The sequence below is a fragment of the Flavobacterium sp. LK-23 genome (assembly GCF_058135255.1).
In genome coordinates, this window is sequence record NZ_JBYUVT010000004.1 from 303,577 (window position 1) to 324,748 (window position 21,172).

11 protein-coding genes are annotated in these 21,172 nt (G+C 35.6%); 8 read left to right on the forward strand and 3 right to left on the reverse strand.

The window, feature by feature from the left end:
* Positions 1-70 precede the first annotated feature (70 nt).
* Genes AC3Y25_RS08845 through AC3Y25_RS08855 form a run of 3 tightly spaced genes read right to left on the reverse strand, consistent with a single transcriptional unit; the run spans position 71 to position 4,238 of the window.
* Complete coding sequence (locus AC3Y25_RS08845; RefSeq protein ID WP_489902484.1) at positions 71-1,120, reverse strand: MFS transporter; 1,050 nt, start codon at positions 1,118-1,120, stop codon at positions 71-73.
* 30 nt (positions 1,121-1,150) lie between these two features.
* Positions 1,151-2,743 carry a magnesium transporter MgtE N-terminal domain-containing protein gene (locus tag AC3Y25_RS08850; RefSeq protein WP_489902485.1) on the reverse strand — a complete coding sequence of 531 codons (1,593 nt, stop codon included), beginning with the start codon at positions 2,741-2,743 and terminating at the stop codon, positions 1,151-1,153.
* A 16-nt stretch (positions 2,744-2,759) separates the two neighbouring features.
* A complete protein-coding gene (locus AC3Y25_RS08855) occupies positions 2,760-4,238 on the reverse strand; it encodes an MFS transporter (protein WP_489902486.1) in 1,479 nt (492 codons plus the stop codon).
* Positions 4,239-5,227: 989 nt separating this feature from the next.
* Between AC3Y25_RS08855 and AC3Y25_RS08860 the strand changes: the two genes are divergently transcribed.
* The 8 genes from AC3Y25_RS08860 (at position 5,228) to AC3Y25_RS08895 (ending at position 21,168) form a co-directional block, all read left to right on the forward strand.
* Positions 5,228-8,359: a SusC/RagA family TonB-linked outer membrane protein gene (locus tag AC3Y25_RS08860; RefSeq protein ID WP_489902487.1), complete on the forward strand. Its 3,132-nt coding sequence runs from the start codon at positions 5,228-5,230 to the stop codon at positions 8,357-8,359.
* A 15-nt stretch (positions 8,360-8,374) separates the two neighbouring features.
* Complete coding sequence (locus AC3Y25_RS08865; RefSeq protein WP_489902488.1) at positions 8,375-9,847, forward strand: RagB/SusD family nutrient uptake outer membrane protein; 1,473 nt, start codon at positions 8,375-8,377, stop codon at positions 9,845-9,847.
* A 209-nt stretch (positions 9,848-10,056) separates the two neighbouring features.
* Positions 10,057-11,973 (forward strand): arylsulfatase, encoded by a 1,917-nt coding sequence (locus tag AC3Y25_RS08870; protein ID WP_489902489.1) that lies wholly within the window; start codon positions 10,057-10,059, stop codon positions 11,971-11,973.
* 232 nt (positions 11,974-12,205) lie between these two features.
* Positions 12,206-13,261: a sterol desaturase family protein gene (locus tag AC3Y25_RS08875; RefSeq protein ID WP_489902490.1), complete on the forward strand. Its 1,056-nt coding sequence runs from the start codon at positions 12,206-12,208 to the stop codon at positions 13,259-13,261.
* A gap of 11 nt (positions 13,262-13,272) precedes the next feature.
* The gene (locus AC3Y25_RS08880; protein ID WP_320492081.1) at positions 13,273-13,989 is read left to right on the forward strand and encodes a thioredoxin domain-containing protein; all 717 of its coding nucleotides are present in this window, start codon (positions 13,273-13,275) and stop codon (positions 13,987-13,989) included.
* A 221-nt stretch (positions 13,990-14,210) separates the two neighbouring features.
* The gene (locus AC3Y25_RS08885) at positions 14,211-15,830 is read left to right on the forward strand and encodes a sulfatase-like hydrolase/transferase (protein ID WP_489902491.1); all 1,620 of its coding nucleotides are present in this window, start codon (positions 14,211-14,213) and stop codon (positions 15,828-15,830) included.
* 123 nt (positions 15,831-15,953) lie between these two features.
* Positions 15,954-17,213: a YeiH family protein gene (locus AC3Y25_RS08890; RefSeq protein ID WP_489902492.1), complete on the forward strand. Its 1,260-nt coding sequence runs from the start codon at positions 15,954-15,956 to the stop codon at positions 17,211-17,213.
* 907 nt (positions 17,214-18,120) lie between these two features.
* Positions 18,121-21,168, forward strand: a complete 3,048-nt coding sequence (locus AC3Y25_RS08895; RefSeq protein WP_489902493.1) for a SusC/RagA family TonB-linked outer membrane protein — start codon at positions 18,121-18,123, stop codon at positions 21,166-21,168.
* Positions 21,169-21,172 lie beyond the last annotated feature (4 nt).

Genomic DNA, 21,172 nt, shown 5'->3' on the forward strand with positions numbered 1-21,172 from the left:
GAAACTATATTTTTATTTGAAGTTTGAAGTTTCGCACAAACTTGGAACGTTAAAAACTGAAACTTTTAAATTATCCAAATAACTTACCGCCTTGCGATCTGGCTTTTAAATGTGCCTGAGCTAATCTTGATCTTTTACCTTCTGGACTTAAATCGAGATGAGAAGTTCCATCTTCATGTGTAAAATCAAATCCCAACTGATTGGTCACGATTTTTAAATCATCAATATGAAGTTTTGTTGCGAACTCTTCTCCTGTATGCGGACAAACGGCCATTCCTTTTTTAATGCCTTCCTGTTTGTAAATGTGTGCACCAATTTGTGCCGGACGCTGAATAATGTGGAAGAATTTTCCAAAGGGAATCCAAATCAAAAACATGATAACCGTTACAGCATGAATTACAGCTAAGAAGTCATAAGCAAATCCTTTCATAAACTGATAGGAATACGTCAGACATAAACCCGTTACTGAAATTGCAATCAATAAAATTAGAGGTAGTAAATCGCCTTCAAAAGTTTGTGTTGCAATTAATCCCGGATTGGTTAATCTTCTTCTTAAATAATAAACCGAGCCAATAATTACAAGCCATGAAGACCAGTTTAAGGCATGAAATATTAAGAATGCAAGAAACGATCCTATTTCAAAATCCATCATTTTAAATCCAAAAAAATGTGCTTCATAAATCGAAATAGAATTAGGAGCCAATGTAAAATGGATCCATCCAAATGTAAGCGGTATTGTAATGGCAAAAGCAGACAGACAACCTAATGCAATACAAAAATGCGCAAACCAGCGATATTTACTTCGTGGATAAATAAATTTCTGAATGACAATATTCTGCACCGATTCTTTTCCTAAAAACCATAAATGAGAAAATACTTTTCCAGTAAATAGAAATTTTATACTTCGTTTAAAGTACATCCATGTTGGAGGACGCTGCAGCCAAACGGTGTATCTGTAAACGATTCCGAAGAAGGCGAATATCGTTCCAAAAAGGTATGTTACAAGTGCGGCATCAAAATTTTGTAATTCTCTCGAACCATAAAATACAAACACAACTGTAAGTATAGAAACAGCCGAAGCGACCAGCAAAGCTTTCGTGTTATATGTTTTGTTTTTCATCCTTAATTAAAAATTTATTGGTTAGTAATTTTAACTTGGTTTTTCGCAATTTTTACGATTATAGAACCACCAGTTAATAGCTGTAGCTAAAAGGGTAAAAAGACAAACACCAATAAAAAACTGATTTACGGTACCATTTGCTGAAATATTATTGCCTATTAATTTAGAGAATATAAAAGGTCCAAAAGCAGCAATCGCAGCAGTCCAGCCAATTACTCCCGCTGCCTGACGCGGATTTTCTTTAAAAATAATTGGATATTGTCTAAATGTTCCTGCGTTTCCAATACCTGTAAAAAAGAACATACCTAAAATTACAGTTACAAAAAGCGGAAACTGATCCATACTTGTCGGCGCTACCAGACCTTGTGTTACTAAAAGTATTGATCCTGCTAAAATTCCTAAGCCAGTTATAGTCGTTAATATAGCACCTCCTACTTTATCGGCCACAAAACCGAAAGCTATTCTGCTGGCAGAACCAATTAATGGCCCATAAAATGCATATACCAAAGGATCTGGTGCATTGGGAAAATCTCCATATAAAAATTTAATCATAAGAGGAAATGCTGCAGACAAACCTGCAAATGTCCCAAAAGTCATTACATAAGTAATTGTACAGTACCAGGTATGTTTATTCGAAAAAATATCTAATTGCTCTTTTACAGAAGCTTTCATTGGAATACTTTTTAAATAAAACCAGCTTACAAATGCCATAAGTATTAAAAATGGCGCAAACCAAAATGCAGCAGATTGCAGATAAATTGGTTTGTTTTTAACAGCCGAATTTTCGGGGCTTAAATTGTTCAGTACTTTTTCGGCTAATTTAGGGTTAGCGTTTGCAATTCCTTTTGCCTTAGCCTTAAGCGGAAGTGACGAAAAAATAACTGCGTTATCTTGAGAATTAACTGCCGTGCTAACAGAATCTACAATATTCTTTTTCACATTTGATAAGATTCGAGCCTGTACTTCTGTATCTAAAGAAGCAAAAACTTCTTTTTGTTTCTGCACTGATGAATTTTCAAATACCGTTATGGTTTCTTTTGGGTCAATACTCGTAAATACCGTTGAAGCTCCAAAAATTCCGACACTAATTACTAAAGGCGTAACAAATTGTGCGAGAGAAACTCCAAAGTTTCCAATTCCTGCCTGAATCCCAAGAGCAGTTCCTTTTAATCTTTGCGGAAAAAACAAACTTGTACTTGGCATATAAGAAGAAAAATCTCCTCCACCAAAACCTGTAGTAAATGCTAAAACTGCAAAAACCCAAAATGGGGTATTTACATCCATAATTGCAAAACCAATTCCGATTACGGGAATTAATTTAATTGCTGTCGCAAAAGATACAATATGACGAGTTCCAAATATTGGAAGCAGAAAGGTGTGAATAATTCTTAATAACCCTGCCGCCAATCCTGGAATTGCTGTTAACCAAAAAAGCTGATCTTTAGAAAAACTAAATCCCAAACCTGGCAATTTTACTGCAATAACACTCATCATAAACCAGGAAGCAAATGATAATGTTAAAGTAATTGTCGTTATAATTAAAGTTCTCCATGCTATTTTACTTCCGTCAGAATTCCAATATGCTTCATCTTCTGGGTTCCATTTTTCTAACCAAGTTTTCATCTTTATTTTATTTAAATTATTGATTATCTTCTATTTGTCTTACAAAATTTGGTGATTTTGTTCTCATAGCTTTTATGATTGTGCGGTGCATCCATACCAGACAAAGCACAGAAACTAGAAATATAAAAATCCATGAACTGGTCCAGAGTCCGGTATAGGTAAGGAGATATCCAAAGATTATGGGACCTAAAAACCCGCCTAAACCGCCTATTAAACCAACCATTCCGCCTACTACACCAACTTCATTTGGAAAATACTCTGGAATGTGTTTGTAGACTGCTGCTTTACCAATTCCCCAAGAAATGCCTATCAGGATTACCAGAACGAGATAAACCCAAAGATTGGCACTGAAATTAATTTGGGTAATGCCATGAGCTAATAATTCTTTCTTTTTAACTTCCTGATTTTGCTCTACAACAATTTCTTGCCATGATTTCTTTACAGGAAAAACAGAAGATTCGCTGTTAGTTTCTAAATCTTTTTTACTGTTGATTTGATGTTTTTTCCCGTTTACAATTATTTCATTTGCAGTAATTTCTGTAACTGTTCCGTTGGTAAGCGACATAACGCCAGGACCAGCAGTAATGATTTCCATCTTTGGAAACATCAACAAAAAGCTAATTACTATTGAAGATCCTAAAACCCAATACATCACTTTTCGAGCTCCGAATTTATCTGATAGATAGCCTCCTAGAGCTCTGATTACGCCAGACGGCAAACTGAACATTGTGGCAAACATTCCTCCCAAGACTAAACTTGTACCGTACACATTCACAAAGTTTGGAAGAAGCCATTGCGAATAGGCAACAAAAAATCCGAAAACTAAGAAGTAATAGGCACCGAATCTCCAGACTCTGGCTTTTTTAAGAGGCGACATTAGTTCGCCAATAGTTTTTGATACTACCTGATTGGTTTTGTTTTTAGCAAAAACAATAAACAGGATTCCTACAAGCACTAATGTTACTCCGTAAATAACAGGAAGCATTTTCCAGCCATTAGTAGGATCATCTTCTGATAAAGTATTTAATAAGGTTGGCGCTATAAAAGTAGTCACTGCAGCGCCTGCATTTCCCATTCCGAAAATCCCTAAAGCCCTGCCTTGCCATTCTTTAGGATACCAAATTGAGGTATAACCTATTCCGACAGCAAAACTTGTTCCCACTAAGCCAAAGAAAAAACTAAGAATGGCAAAAGTCCAGAAAGAATCTGCAAACGGCATTAAAAAAAGTGGAATTGAACAAAGTAATAATAAAGCAGAAAAAATAACTTTCCCTCCATATTTATCCGTTAAAATCCCGATTGGAAGTCTGAATATAGAGCCTGAAAGAATTGGAATTCCTAAAAGCCAACCAATTTCTACAACAGTGAAATTAAATATTCCCTTATCAGCCAAAAAAGTAATCAAAACGCCGTTTAAAGTCCAACAAGCAAAACAAATTGTAAAAGCAAGTGTGTTAAGGAATAAAATTCTGTGAGACTGAGATAGATTACCCATAAATAGAAAATTACTTTGATTTAGATTGAGAATACTATTCCTCAATTACAAAGCAAAACTACAGGGTTAAATTCTTACTAAAAATGACAAATATCATATTAAAGGATAAAATGGTATTTTATTAAACCAAAACATTACTTATTGAAGAATAAATATTTATAAAACAAACCAATTGCAACACAACTTTATAAAGAAAGAATATGTGCTCTATTATTTTTTTATAAATTAATATTACAAAGATGGTTTTCAGACGTTTTAAGAGCTCCATTTTACGTCTTAAGCACTCTTAGATTTATAAAAAAAGGGTATAAATACTACATTTTTATTTTATTTCTGATTTTAAATTTAACATTTCTGTGAATCAATAATTTAGCACGAAATCAATTGAAATAAGGCATTCCAAGAGAATCAATTCTTTAGGTTCTACTTTAAATGAATATTTTTTTGAAAAAAACTTTACAAACTTTTGGTTTTTATTATATAAAATTTAACTTTGTCTATAGGATTAGTAGAGTTTAAGATAATATTTCAAACTATAAAAATTATTATTGTGAAAACAACAGAAAGCATATCGCGTTACATTCTTCCTAAAAAATACACTTATAGCACTATTTGTTATATGTGTTTCTGTTGTTAATAATCTACTTTTATTTTGTTTGCCTTTAGAATACATATCAAAGCAAATCAAAAAAAACACCACCAAAAATATTTACTGAATTTTAACCAAAAGTCTCTCTGATGCATTCAATTGTATTGGAATAGATTCTTGAAACCACACCTATTATTCAACAAATTAAATAACTAACAACTAAAAAAAACTAAAATGAAAACATTGCAAACCTGTTGCTGTAAATAAAAAAAGCCATTTCTGCGGCAACAGAAATGGCAAGGCTTAAAGAACATTTATCACTAAATCAAGAACACTTTTAGAGTGCTGTATAAACAGTGCTCAGGGCGCCTTGTTAATTACTTAAAACCAACACAAAGAAATGAAAAAAAAGTTAAACATACACATACTGCTGTTTCTACTCTTCATAACAGCAGGAATACAAGCCCAGAATACCACCCCGCTTATACAATCAAAATTGGACGGAACTGTTGTAGATGACATTACAAATCAGCCTATTATAGGTGCTTCTGTAACCATTAAAGGAACCACTCACGGCGTTGTTACAGATGCAGAAGGAAAATTTTATTTTCAGACCGGACAGAAATTTCCTTACACTTTGATTGTAACTTATATCGGATATAAAAAAATAGAAGTAATTGTTGAGAAAAATCCAGTAATCATTAACCTTAAAGAAGAACGCCAAGAATTAGACGAATTGGTTGTTGTGGGTTACGGAACTCAAAAAAGAAAAGATATTACAGGTTCTGTAGCATCGGTTCCAAAAGCCAATTTATCTCAGGTCACTTCATCGGCAGATAATCTTTTAAGAGGCGCTGTAGCTGGAGTTGTAGTTACACAAAGTTCTGGTCGTCCAGGCGCTTCTTCAAGTGTCCGCATTCGCGGAGGAAATTCTATTACTGCTGGTAACGAACCTTTATATGTTGTTGATGGAATTTTAATTTATAATGATAACAGCAATAGTGGCGCTGGAGTAACTTATGCCGGAGCAAGTGTAAATGTTCTGTCAACTATTAACCCTGCTGATATAGAATCGATAGAAGTGCTTAAAGATGCATCGGCAACAGCAATTTACGGTTCGCGTGGTGCCAATGGAGTTGTAATTATTACCACTAAAAAGGGAACAAAAGGACAAGATAATATTTCGTACCAAGGCTATTTCGGATTCCAGAATATTTCAAAAAAACTAAAGTTAATGAATGCCAGCGAATGGGCAAGTTTAAGAAACGACGTTCAAGCAAGTATTGGTCAGGCGCCTTCTTTCTCTGCTGCCCAAATTGAGGCTTTAAAAACTTCTGGAAATTACGATTGGCAGTCTGCAGCATTTATCACTGCGGCACCCGTTCAAAGTCATAACCTGTCTTTTTCTGGCGGTGACGAAAAATCTAGATATGCAGTTTCTGCAGGTTATTTTGATCAAGATGGTATTGTATTAGGATCTGATTTTAAACGTATTTCGCTTCGAGTTAACTACGAAAGAAATTATTCCCAAAAATTCAAATTTGGCGTAAATGCCAACTATACCAATTCAATTGCAAATGGTGTGGGTACAAATGGCGGTGCGGCGGCCGGAAGAAATCCGAATCCGCTTGTAAGTGTGGTCTTGACAGCTCCTGTAGTTCCTATTAAAAATGCAGACGGAAGCTACAATGTAACCAATAATCCTTATGCAACTTCTGTAAATGGTTATATTCCGAACGCAATTAACGATTTGGATAATACAACTAACGAAACCAAATTAAACAGAATCCTAACCAGTTTATTTGGCGAATATAAATTCAATAAAGAATTAACTGCAAAAGTTGCGGTTAGTGGCGATGTTTTAAATACAAAACAAAACTATTACGCGCCATCAAACACCACTACTGGCGCTGGAACCAAAGGTTTAGCTTCTATCGGAGAAAGATCAGTAGGTTCTGTTTTAAATGAAAACACGCTGAATTACAACACTCATTTTGGCGAAAATCATAAGTTTTCTGCTTTGGGAGGTTATACACTTCAATATACAAAAGGCGAAGTTGTAAATGCTGGAGCTCAAACTTTTGTTAATGATGCCAATACTTATAATGCTATTCAAGATGGTGTACCTGTAAAACCTTACAGTGATGCTTACGAAAGCGTACTAAAATCTTGGTTAGCGAGAGTGAATTATTCTTATAAAGGAAAATACAATTTAACGTTATCTGGACGTGCAGATGGTTCTTCTCGATTTGGTTCAGAATCACTTTGGGGTTATTTTCCTTCTGCCGGATTTTCATGGAATATTACCGATGAAGAATTTGCGAATAACATTAAAGGTGTAACCGAAGCAAAATTAAGAATTACAGCCGGAACAACAGGAAACCAAGAAATTGGAAACTATCTGCCTTTGGCTTCAATGGGATCTGTAAATTATTCTTTTGGTGGAACTTTATACACCGGTTTAGCTCCTACCCGATTGGCAAATCCTGATTTGAAATGGGAAAAAACAAATCAGTATAACGTTGGTTTGGATTTATCCTTATTAGACCGAAAAATCAATTTTGTTTTTGATGTGTATTACAAAAAGACAAAAGATTTATTAATCAACGTTCCAGTGCCATTGAGTTCAGGTTATGCAACAGTGCTTCAGAACATTGGAGGGGTTGAAAACAAAGGTTTTGAGGTTGGTTTAACAACTGAAAACATCAAAACAGAAAACTTCGCTTGGAATTCCAATATCGTATTTTCTTTAAATAGAAATAAAGTTACTGAGATCGGAAATGGTGTAAATGAATTTTTCCCAGTAGTTCCAAATGGTTCTTTGCTACAGCAACAGCCTGTTATTGTAAAAGTAGGTTTGCCTTTGGGAAGTTTCTGGGGATATAAAACCAACGGAATTTTTCAGACTCAGGAAGAAGTTAATACACAACCAAAAATCAACAGTTTGGCGAACACAAAAGTGGGTGACAGAAAATATGTGGATACCAACGGAGATGGTGTTATTACAGCTCTTGACAAAGGAAATCTAGGCACTTCTCAGCCAAAATTTGTTGGAAGTTTCAGTAACACCATTTCATACAATGATTTTGATTTGAACTTTTCATTTCAAGGAGCTTACGGAGGAAAAATTTTCAATGCTTTAAATCAGCAGTTAGAAATTTCTACACTAGGAACCAATGCTGCGTCTACATTGAATGACCGTTGGACACCAACCAATCCGAGCAACGAAATCCCGAGAGCATCTAGTTCTCCTCTTGGAATTGTTTCTGAGCGCTACGTAGAAGATGCTTCTTTCTTACGATTAAAATTAATCACATTAGGATACACTTTGCCAAAAAGCGTTTCTAAAAAACTGGGAACCAAGAGTGTGAAATTTTACATCTCGGCAGAAAACCTCATCACATGGACCAAATACACTGGATATGATCCAGAAGTAAGCTCATACGAACAAAATAACTTATATCCGGGAATTGATTTTGGTTCTTACCCAAACTCTAAAACATTCATCTCGGGCTTGAACGTAACTTTCTAAGTAAAAAAATATATAATGAAAAAGATAATCATAACATTCCTTTTAAGTGCCGGTCTATTGGTATCGTGCGCTGATCTTGAGGTAACACCTACCTCGTTTGTAACCGAAGACAATTATTTTGTCACGCAAGATGATGCTACTGCAAGTGTAACTGCTGTTTATGCTTCTTTAAGTCTTGATCCGGGTGAGCAGAGTTTATTTGGAAGAAACCTTTATTTCTTGACCGATATGGCTTCAGATTATGCAGCAGCTGGAGTTTCGGCAACCAATCCCCAGGTTAGAGCTTTGAGCAGTTTAACGCATGATGCGACTTCAGATCGTGTTCAAGTGGCTTGGAGACAAATTTATAACGGAATCAATAGAGCCAATGTATCTATTGATAACATTCAAAAAGTTTCTGGTTCAGAGGTAATCAAAACCAGATTGATCAATGAAGCTAAATTTATTAGAGGGCTATTGTACTTTCAGGCAGTTCGTCTTTGGGGCGGAGTTCCGATTGTTTTGCACGAAGCGACTTCTATCAATTTAGGAGATTTAAAAACCAATCGTTCTACAATTGACGAAGTTTACAATCAAATCATTAAAGATTTAACAGACGCTGAATCTCTTCCAAAAACCTATACAGCCGCAGATGCAGGTCGTGCTACATCGGGAGCTGCAAAAGCGATTTTAGCAAAAGTATATCTGACTAGAAAAGACTGGCCAAATGCTATTGCAAAATCTAGAGAAGTAATTGATGGAGGTTACGGATATGCTTTGTTTGAAGAGTTTCAAGATATTTTCACTAAAACAAAAAAGAACGGAAAAGAACATATTTTCTCAGTTCAATTTGAGCCAAATCAGGCAGGAAACGGTTCTAGCGGAAGTACTTTCCAAGCCACTTCTTTTACCGGATTTACAGCTACAGAACCAGCAGATATTATCTCAGACGTTGCTTTGTTTTATGATATTTATGCCCCTGGCGATAAAAGAAGAGATGTAAGTTACGCCAAACAGCTGCTGAATCCTGCAACGGGAACACTTTATACTTTTCCGAAACCAATCTTCAAAAAATACTTGGATTTGTCCAATTTGGCTACTCCTGGAAACGTAGCGATCAACTTTCCTGTTATTCGTTATGCAGATATCCTTTTGTCTTTAGCGGAAGCGATAAATGAACAGGGTGGACCAACGGCAGAAGCATACGAATTAATCAATCAAGTAAGAAGAAGAGCTTTTGGGAAGCCTATTACAACTCCAGACGCAGCTGTGGATTTAGTCGGATTAAATCAGACCTCTTTTAGAGCAGCGATTCAGGAAGAACGCAAAAAAGAATTTGTTCAAGAAGGGCAAAGATGGTTTGACTTGGTAAGATGGGGAACATTGGTTACCGAAGTGAAAAAAGTAACGGCTAAAAACTCGGTTTCTGAACGAAATAACCTCTATCCGATTCCGCAAAGCGAAAGAAATATCAACCCTGATGGATTACCGCAAAATCCTGGGTATTAAAAAATTTAAACACATAGAGACATAGATTTTATTTAATAAAAGAATTAAAACAGAAACATGTTTCTCACACATAGATTACTATGTGCATTTAAACAAGTGAAACACCTTTTCAACGCAAAGCAAATCTATGATTCTATGTGTTTAAAAAACAAGAACCATTATTTAAAACCATATAACTAAAAAACTATATAACTAAAAAACTATAAAAAATGAAAAATTTAAAAAATAGCATTACAATCAAAAGTCCGAAGAAAGGGCTTTTGATTACTGCTTTCCTGATTGCACAATTGGGAATAGCACAGGAAAAAACTGAATTTAAAGGAGTAATCGGAAAAACATTGGCTGATTCTAAAGAATACTGGCCAGATCCTGTAACGGCGCCAAAAGGTGCTCCGAATGTGGTTTGGATTCTTTTAGACGACGTAGGATTTGGAGCTTCAAGTACTTTTGGAGGATTGATTAATACGCCTACTTTTGATAATCTGGCAAATAATGGTTTGCGTTATACCAACTTTCACACAACAGCAATTTGTGCTCCCACTCGTGCCGCTTTATTGACCGGAAGAAATTCAGGAAGAGTTCACGTAAGCGGATTTTCGCACACTATTTTATCTGCCGGTTTCCCAGGTTGGGACGGAAGAATTCCTTCTGATAAAGGAACAATTGCAGAGATTCTTCGCGATAATGGATACAACACTTTTGCAGTCGGAAAATATGGCGTTACACCAGACGAGGAAGCCTCAGATGCTGGTCCGTTTGACCGTTGGCCAACTGGAAAAGGTTTCGATCATTTCTACGGATTCTTAGGTTCTCAAACCGATCAATACAATCCTGATTTGGTAGAAGATCAAGTTCACATTAAACCTGACGGACGTCATTTGAATGAATTGATTACAGACAAAGCCATCAGTTATATTCAAAAACAGCAAAAAGCGGCACCGGGAAAACCTTTCTTCCTGTACTATGCTCCTGGAGCGGTTCATGCACCTCATCAGGTAGCTGAAAAATGGGTTGAGCCTTACAAAGGAAAATTTGACGAAGGTTGGGATGTTTACCGCGAAAAAGTATTGGCAAACCAAAAGAAATTGGGAATCTTTCCTCAAAATGCAGGACTGCCAGATCGTAACGCTTTAATTACGGAATGGAAAAAATTAACTCCAGACCAAAAGAAAGTATATGCAAGATTCATGGAAGTTTACGCAGGATTCCTGACTTATACTGATTATGAAATTGGAAGAGTTGTAAATTATCTAAAAGAAAGCGGACAGCTGGATAATACTTTAATCTTTGTTGCCATTGGTGATAATGGAGCCAGTAAAGAAGGAACTTTACAAGGAACAATCAATCAGAGTTTGTTTGCTCAAGGAAAAACAGATGAAGAGAATTTCCAAAGCAATTTAAATAATATTGGAGAAATCGGAACAGCAAAAGGTCTAAATACCAATTATCCTTTAGGATGGGCACAAGCAACCAATGCTCCTTTCAAAAACTGGAAACAAGATGCGCATTCAGAAGGTGGAACTCGTAATCCGTTGATTGTTTTTTATCCAAACGGAATTAAAGATAAAGGCGGAATCAGAAATCAATACAGCCACGTAACCGATTTGCTTCCAACTACATTGGCTGTTGCAGGAATTAAAGCGCCAGAATATATCAAAGGAATCAAACAAGATATTATTCAAGGATCTTCTTTCCAAGCTTCTTTAGATAATCCGAAAGCCGAATCATTGCACAAAGTACAGTATTACTACATTTTTGGAAATAGAGCAATCTACAAAGACGGATGGAAAGCTTCTGCAGCACATTTACCAGATTCTTTTGCTGTGAAAAAATCTTTAGGGAGCAACGAAAAACCCGCTCCGAGCAACTTCGATACTGATGTTTGGGAATTGTATAACCTAAATGAAGATTTCAACGAACGTAATAATCTGGCAAAAAAATATCCTGAAAAACTGGCTGAACTTCAAAAATTATTTGACGAACAGGCAAAAGAAAACAATGTGTATCCGCTAATTGACTGGCAGGATGTTTACAACAGAAGAATTCACAATACTGGTGCCGACAAAGGAAAAACAGTTTCCGATTTAATCAAACAGGCAACTAAACCTGGAGGAACCAATAACTAATTACCGAACCTGCAAGGTTTCAAAAACCTTGTAGGTTTAAATTAAAAGCTTAAAAAAACATCCCTACAAGGTTTGAAAAACCTCGCAGGATATAAAACGAAGAATTATGAAACGAGTAGATTATGAAATTATAGGAAAAAAGATTGTCGTTGGGATAATCTTGTTTTTAGTTCCACTGGCGATTCTGGCTGGCGGATTAGCAGTAGTAAATCAATTTTTAAAATAAGAAATCATGGCAATAGTTCAAAAAGAAAAATTAACGAGAGACTTAACAATAAGTTTCTTCATTTATTCATTGCCTGTAGTGGCAATTTACCTTTATTTTAAATTAACAGGCGGATCTATAAGTGAATCGCATATTACACTGCCTTCTTTTTTAGAATTTGCACAACCCGTTTTTGCTAATATTAGAACTTGGGGATTAACAGTGTTTATGCTTGTTTTGGGAGTTATCGAATTTGCCGCAGGTTTATACGATGATGAATGGACAGGCGAAGAACGTAAAATAGACATTGTTTGTTTCTTAGCACCAAAATTGCTTTTACCTCCTGTAATTGCTTTTTTTAGTTTAACTGCTTTGCCTTATTTACTGCCAAACTTAGCAAACTCATTATCATGGGTTCCGTTTTGGGGAGGCTTTTTCTTAATTGCCATTGCAGACGATTTAACGCAATATTGGTATCATAGATTGCATCATCAAGTTCCGTTTTTATGGCGTTTTCATAGAACACATCATTCAGCTCCGTATATGGGAATGGCGATGGCTTCTAGACAAAACTTTATTTACACGCTTTTCTTTTCTCAAATTTATTTGACAGCAACTTTAACCTATCTAGGTTTAGGTCTTCCTGCTTTATTTGTTTTAGTAATTAAAAGTTTCATCACTTTAGGCGCGCACTCAAGCATTCCATGGGACAAACCTTTTTACAAATATAAAGTCTTGCATCCAATAGCATGGGTTTTAGAAAGACTGATTTCTACTCCTGCAACGCATCACGCGCACCATGCTGATACAAGCGGAGATGGCGTTGGTCATTTTAAAGGAAACTTCGGGAACATGTTTTTTATCTGGGATGTTATTTTCGGAACAGGGCTAATAACACGTCAATACCCTAAATCATTCGGAACAAAATCATACAAACAAGAAGAATGGTACGCTCAGTTTCTTTGGCCGATTTTTAAATCTAAAAAAGAAGGCAGTTCTCTTGCCGAGGGAGTATTATCGCTTCCGCTAAAACCAAAAACGGTTACCGAAGAAACTCCTTCACCTGTATTAGAACAAGTTTAATTCTTCTGGATATGAAAAATCAAATCTTAAAAAACAGTATAACAGCAATTGCCTTTTTATGGGCAGTTGCTGCTTTTTCGCAAAATGAAAGTCACAGCTCATTGTCGTTAGATTCATTTTATTCGAAAATAAAAAGCCAAAAAAATCCGCAGATTGTTGATGCCAGAACTCCTGAAGAATTTGTTTTGAATCATATTGAAGGCGCTGTAAACTTTAATCTTCAATCAGAAAACTACGCGCAATCTGTTGCTAAACTAGATAAATCAAAACCTGTTTTTATTTATTCTATTGGAGCTGGCAGAAGTGTGGCTTTAGAAAAAGAATTATTAAAAAATGGCTTTTCTGAAGCCTACAGTTTAGAGGGCGGAATTGCCAACTGGATCGGAAACGGAAAACCTTTTTATTCCAATCTAAAAAGCAAATTGTCTTTGGCAGAATTCAATAAAATCATTGCTGATAATAAAACGGTTTTAGTTGATATTGGTTCCAAATATTGTGCACCCTGCAAAAAAGTAAAGCCAGTTTTAGAAACCATCAGATCTGAATACGGAACCAATTTAAAAATCGTAGAAATTGAATTGGAAGACAGTCCGCAAGTTATTGCCGATTTAAAAACAGTAAAAGTTTTTCCGACTTTAATCTTGTATGAAAATGGAAAAATTGTTTTTAAGAAAGAAGGCATCAATGATTTGAAAAGTGAAGTTGATGTTGCGTTGGCTTCTAAGTAAAGCTTTTAAACTACACAAAAAATGAGCGTAAAACTTTGTCAAAGTTTGAAACTTTGACAAAGTTCTATAAACGTACAGTTTGTCAGGCTGAGCGAAGTCAAAGCCCGCAATCAAAATCGCCAATCTTTGTAGAGTTTCTTGCGGAGTTACTGGCGAAGATTTCTCCTTCGTCGAAATGACAAAAAAAAATCAATTCCACTCAAACCCAACCAAAACCATATATGGCAACCTATAAAAAAATAACCAAAATTGTTACCCTTATTTTACTAGTGCTTCTCATTCTGGCAGCATTTTTATTCTGGCCTATTAACACTGACGGAACATTAGTCAAAGAAGATCAAAAACTTGCCGAAGGGAAAAAAGCCTTTTTAGCTTCAAAAGCTCCATCTGATTCAACAGTAAAAAAGACGAATATTATTATTCTCCTTGCCGATGATTTAGGCAAATATGATATTTCGCTCTACGGCGGAAAATCGACTCCTACTCCACAGATTGATTCTTTGGCGGCTTCTGGAGTTACTTTTACCGATGGATATGCATCGGCAGCAATTTGTTCGCCCTCTCGTGCGGGTTTGATTACAGGAAGATATCAGGAACGTTTTGGACATGAATATCAGCCAGGAGATCGCTATCCTAAAAACAATCTCGAATATTATGCCTTCAAATATTTGGTGAATACTAATAATTGGAGATTAAATGATAAAATCGAATATCCAAACGATGCTTCAATTGCAACACAAGGACTTCCGAAATCTGAAATCACTTTTGCCGATTTAGCCAAAAGACAAGGTTACACTACAGGAATTATTGGGAAATGGCATTTGGGCCACAATAAAGGTTTCTTTCCTTTAGACCGTGGCTTCGATTATCATTACGGATTTTATCAGGCGTTCTCCTTATTTGCTCCAGAAGATAATAATCCAGACATCATCAATCATCATCATAAAGATTTTACCGATAAAATGATTTGGGGCAAAGGTCGTGTCGGAATTGGACAGATTCGCCGAGACAGCACAATCATTGATGAAAAAGCCTATTTAACTGAAAAATTTGCGGAAGAAGCAGAAGCTTTTATTGACAAAAATAAAAACAAACCTTTCTTACTGTATATTCCGTTTAATGCGCCACATACGCCATTTCAGGTTCGTAAAAAATATTACGATCGTTTTCCGAATGTAAAAGACGAAAACAAACGCGTTTATTTTGCCATGATCAGCGCTTTGGATGATGCGATTGGAAGAATCCGAGAAAAAATCAAAAAAGAAGGTCTTGAAGAAAATACTTTAATTGTTTTTGCCAGTGACAATGGCGGTGCCGATTATACTTTTGCCACAACAAATGCACCTTTAAAAGGCGGTAAATTTTCTCATTTTGAAGGCGGAATCAATGTTCCTTTTGCACTTTCGTGGAAAGGAAAAGTCAAACCTCATACTGTTTACAAAAATCCTATAAGCACTCTAGATATTTTCACAACCATTGCATCAGCGATTGGTTCTGATTTACCAAAAGATCGAGTTTATGACGGAGTTGATTTAGTAAAAACGGTAAATGAAAATAAAGTTGCTCACAAAGATTTATATTGGCGTTCGGGCGATGCAAAAGCCATTAGAAGCGGCGACTGGAAATTAGTCATCAGCGGAAGAACCCATGAAAAATGGCTCTACAATCTTGCTTCTGATAAATTTGAAAAAACAGACCTCTCACAAAAAAGTCCTGAAAAAGTAAAGGAATTACAAGCTGCTTTACAAAACTGGGAAAAAGGATTAATTAAACCGCTTTGGCCTAATTTAACCTATTACGAATTTGACTTTGGCAAACAAAAATACTTTGTCGATTTGTAATATTTAAATACAAATACTCAACTCCTGCAAGGTTTCCAAAGCCTTGTAGGTTTGTTTGAACTACTCGAATAATTACTTAATACCTACAAGGTTTTGGAAACCTTGCAGGAAAGCAAACATACAATGTCAACCTCAACAAAATTTACTATCCACGAAGATTGGACCGTCGTTATTCTCGGTTTTTTAATTATCGGAATTTCTATCTTTATTTTTCTGCCAGAAGTTCCCGTTTTTAAATGGACAAATGGAACAGACTTAATAAACAATGTTTTCGAAATTAAAAACATTCAAACAATTAGTCTTCAATTCCTTTATTTTATTTCTATCGGAACAATCGGCACTTTTTTAGTTGGAAAATCAATTAAAAATTTCATCTTCGGATTTCCAATCATTTATCTCTTGACAATAATCGCCTTAATCATTGCAGGAAATTCTGAAGTAAAAGCGCTAAATCTAGAAGCAGTTATTTTCAGTTTAGTCATCGGATTGATTATTGGAAATTTCTTCCAACTTCCAGAATGGTTTCGTTCTGCTTTATCAACCGAACTTTTTGTCAAAATCGGATTGGTTTTATTGGGAACGAGTGTTATTTTTTCAGATATTTTAAAAGCGGGTTCATTAGGTTTAATTCAGGCTTTAGTGGTAGTTTTATCCGTTTGGTATTTTGCTTTCTGGTTATGTAAAAAACTAAAAGTCGACGACGAATTAACCATGATGATTTCAAGCGCGGTTTCTATCTGTGGCGTTTCGGCAGCGATTGCAACTTCGGGCGCCATAAAAGGAGATTCTAAAAAACTTTCTTATGTCATTTCGATGGTTTTGGTTACCGCCATTCCAATGATGATTTTTATGCCGATCATTGCCAGTCATTTTAATTTTCCAGAAGAAGTTACGGGCGCTTGGCTCGGCGGAAGTATTGATACTTCTGGAGCTGTCGTCGCATCTGGAACTTTGGTTGGAGAAACTGCCTTAAAAATAAGTACAATTGTCAAATTTTCTCAAAATGTTTTATTGGGTATAGCCGCTTTTGCCATTTCTATTTATTGGACTTACACTCATAATCAGTCTTCTGAAGTTCAAAAATCGAAACCAACTCTTGGCGTAATTTGGGAACGTTTTCCAAAGTTTGTTATTGGTTTTATTGCCGCTTCTATTGTCTTTTCGTTTTTTGTTGCGCCAGAAACTCGCGATGAACTAAAAGAAAGTTTGAAGAATCTGCAAGGACTTTGGTTTGCTTTGGCTTTTACGAGTATTGGTTTAGAAACTAATTTTAAAGATTTGCTTCAAAACAATAGCAGAGAACCTTTAATTGCATTTCTCGCTGCGCAATTCTTTAATATCATTATAACATTGATTATCGCTTTTTTACTTTTTACACCTTAAAAATAGCATTACTATTCTATATCAAACCCGACAGGTTTTTAAAACCTGTCGGGTTTGATACTTTTAAAAATTCTATTACATTCCATAGGAATGTCTGGTTGGTAGAATTAATTTGAATTGTGAATATACGTTCCGTAGGAACGTTTGGAATTTATTCACAAATGCATTTATTTCTATAAAATCAAGTGTCCCTACAGGACACACGATACCGAACAATTTTTTTCTACCGACGAGATATTCCTACGGAATATTAAAAATTCCCGCTGATTTGTATTTATTAAAAAAAGCAAGTAAAAACTGTATAAACAAAATAGTTCAACCCTATTTTTATTTTTTAAAATAAAAACACTAAACAACTAATTTACAATTACTTAAAAACATTTAAAATATATTTCAAGTGCTTTAAATATACTTTTACTCAAAAAAAATAAATAATCTTTTGGTTTTCATTATAATAAAATTAACTTTGTCTATAGGATTAGTAGAGTTTAAACAATAAAGAACTACATTTTGAAAACAACAGCTTACACATCGCATTACATTCTTCCTGAAAAATTCACTTATAACACTTTTTGTTATATGTGCATGTGCTGTTAAAAATCCAATCTCCGTTTTCGTTTCTTATCGAAAATAAAATCACAAACTAAATTTCACATTGACAATAAATGATTGATACCTAAAGTGTATTGAAAGATTAACTATGTCAAAACCATATTAACTAAAAAAAATAATAACTAAACAAGATTACAAAATGAAAATAATGCACTGCCCTATCCTTTCATAGTAAAAACCATTTCTGCGGCAACAGAAATGGCAAGACTCAAAGAACATTTATCACTAAAGAAAGCCTTCGGAAATTGGAAAACCAATTTTCCGTACCGCTTTATTATTTAAATCCAAAAAAGTAATGAACAAGCAATTACATGCCTTTTTGTGGCTTTTTGTATTCTTAATTTCGATCGGAATTAAAGCACAAAATACACAGCCCTTAATTAATTCGACCTTAAATGGTACCGTTGTAGATCAAGTTACCAATCAGCCCATTCCTGGCGTAACGATTCAGATCAAAGGAACAACTCATAGTTCTGTAACCGATTTAGACGGAAAATTCTATTTTCAAACGGGACAAAAATTCCCTTATACTTTAATCGTAAGCTATTTAGGTTACGTTACCGCAGAGCATATCGCAACCAAAGATTTCATTCAGATTTCGCTAAAAGAAGATGTAAAAGAATTGAATGAAATTGTAATTATTGGATACGGAAGCACTTCTAAAAAAGATTATACCGGAGCCGCCGAAACCGTAGCCCAAATGTCCTTAAAAGCAACTCAAAAAACGCTTGAAAGTTCGCTTCAAGGTTCTGTTGCGGGTGTTAATGTAACACAGACTTCAGGTCAGCCGGGCGCAGGAATGAGTATTCGTATTCGTGGAGGAAGTTCGATTCAGGGCGGAAACGAGCCTTTATACGTAATCGACGGCTTTCCGTTATACAATTCAGAAGTCACTTCTGGTGTTTTGAGCGGTACGCCAACCAATCCGCTTTCTACCATAAATCCGTCAGACATCGAATCGATTACGGTTTTAAAAGATGCTTCTTCAACAGCCATTTACGGTTCTAGAGGAGCAAACGGAGTTGTTATTATCACAACCAAAAAAGGTTCAAATACTGCTACAACTGTAAACTATGATTTTACAATCGGCCAGCAGTCGGTTCGTAAAAAAGTTGATGTGTTAGATGCCCAAGGTTTTTCGAGATTAAGAAATGCCGCTTTATACGATTCTAATCCAGCGGGCGGAACAAACCAATATCTGAGTGATGCACAAATTGCGCAATTAGGAAAAGGAACCGACTGGCAAGATGCGGCTTTCCAAAAAGGACTGACACAAAATCATCAATTAAGTGTTTCTGGCGGAAACAATCAGACCAAATATGCGGTTTCTGGAAACTATTACAATCAAGAAGGAATCATAAAAAATACAGGTTTTGAACGTTTCAGTGGACGTGTTAATTTAAATTCAAAAATAAGCAGTAAAGCGAGATTTGGTTTGAACTTAACAATTGCCGAAACCAAATCTAAAGTGGCTCCGAGCGGTTTGGTTACAGCGTTATTGAGTATGCCTCCAACGGCAACGATTTATGAACCAGACGGAAGTTATACTTTAAGAAATCCGTTTGAAAATATTTTTGCCAATCCAATCGCGACTTTAAATGAACGTAAAAATCAATCTATCACCGATCGTATTTTAGGAACTATCTACGGCGAATATGATATTTTGAAAAATCTGGTTTTGAAAGTTTCTTTTGGAACCGATATGATTTTCAACAAAGAAAAAAGTTATCTCCCATCTAGCATTTATGAAGGTTCTATTACCAATGGAGAAGGAAAAATCGGAACTGCTGATTCTAGAAGCTGGTTAAACGAAAACACCTTAACGTATACAACAATAATTGGCGAAAAACACCATCTGAATGCTTTAGCCGGATATACACAGCAAAGCTCAACCAGAGAATTTAACACTTCTGGATCGCAGCAATATGTGAATGATATTACTTCTTACTACAGTTTACAAAGCGGAAATGTGGCTTTAATGCCAACTTCTGGCGAAAGCACTTGGGCGCTGAATTCGTTTTTATCGAGGGTAAATTATAATTATGATTCCAAATATTTCTTAACAGGAAGTATTAGAGCCGATGGTTCTTCTCGTTTTGGAAAAGACAATAAATGGGGTTATTTCCCTTCTGTTGCCGCAGCTTGGCAGATTAGTAACGAATCGTTTTTTAATCCTGTAAAAGACGTTATCAATAGTTTAAAAATCAGAACAAGCTGGGGTGCTACAGGAAATCAGGAAATCGGAGAATATCAGTCTTTATCAACTTTGACAAGTGTAAAATATCTTTTTGGAGATCAGATTTATACCGGTTTTACGCCTACGCGAATTTCAAACAACAATTTAGGATGGGAATTAACCAACCAGTTTGATGCTGGAGTTGATGTTGGTTTCTTTAATGATAAATTGAATTTAACGATTGATGTTTATCGCAAAACCACTAAAGATTTATTGTTAGACGTTCAACTTCCGTACACAACGGGATTTACTTCTTCTCTTCAGAATTTTGGATCTGTTCGTAATCAGGGAATTGAATTTGGCTTGAATGCTTCTCTTGGAAATACTGCTTTTTCTTGGACATCGAACTTTAATATTGCCTTTAACCAAAACAAAATTATTGCTTTAGGAAATGGTGCTGAATTTTACACTTTCGGAAACTATATTTTAAAAGTGGGCCAGTCTTTAGGAACTTTCTATGGCGCGGTTACTGACGGAATTTTACAGACAGATGAAGTGGCGACAAAAGGAGTTTACACCGGAAATGCAACTCCAAAAGCTGGAGATCGTTTGTATAAAGATATCAACGGAGACGGAGCGTTTACAACTGCAGCAGACAGAACTAGTATTGGCGATGCACAGCCCGATTTTGTTTTCGGATTCTCTAATAATTTCACTTACCGAGGTTTTGAATTGGCCATTTTAGTGAATGGTTCTGTTGGAAATAAAATCCTGAACGGAAACTTACAGGCTCTGGAATTATACAACGGACAGCAAAATGCGTCAACCTCAGCTTTAGATGCTTGGACACCAACAAATCCGAGTAATACAACACCAAGAGCAAAATTAGATCCTGCACCGGTTTTCTCTAATCGATTTGTTGAAGATGGTTCTTTTGTGAGATTAAAAAACATTGCTTTAAGCTATAATCTTCCAAAAAAAATATCAGAGAAATTAAGTTTGACCTCAGTAAAATTCCGTGTTATCGGAGAGAACTTATTAACGTGGACAAAATACACAGGTTACGATCCTGAAGTAACAAACGGAACGACAATTTCTCCGGGAACAGATACTGGAATTTATCCTGCTTCTCAAACAATCTCAGGCGGATTAATCGTAACATTCTAAAAGA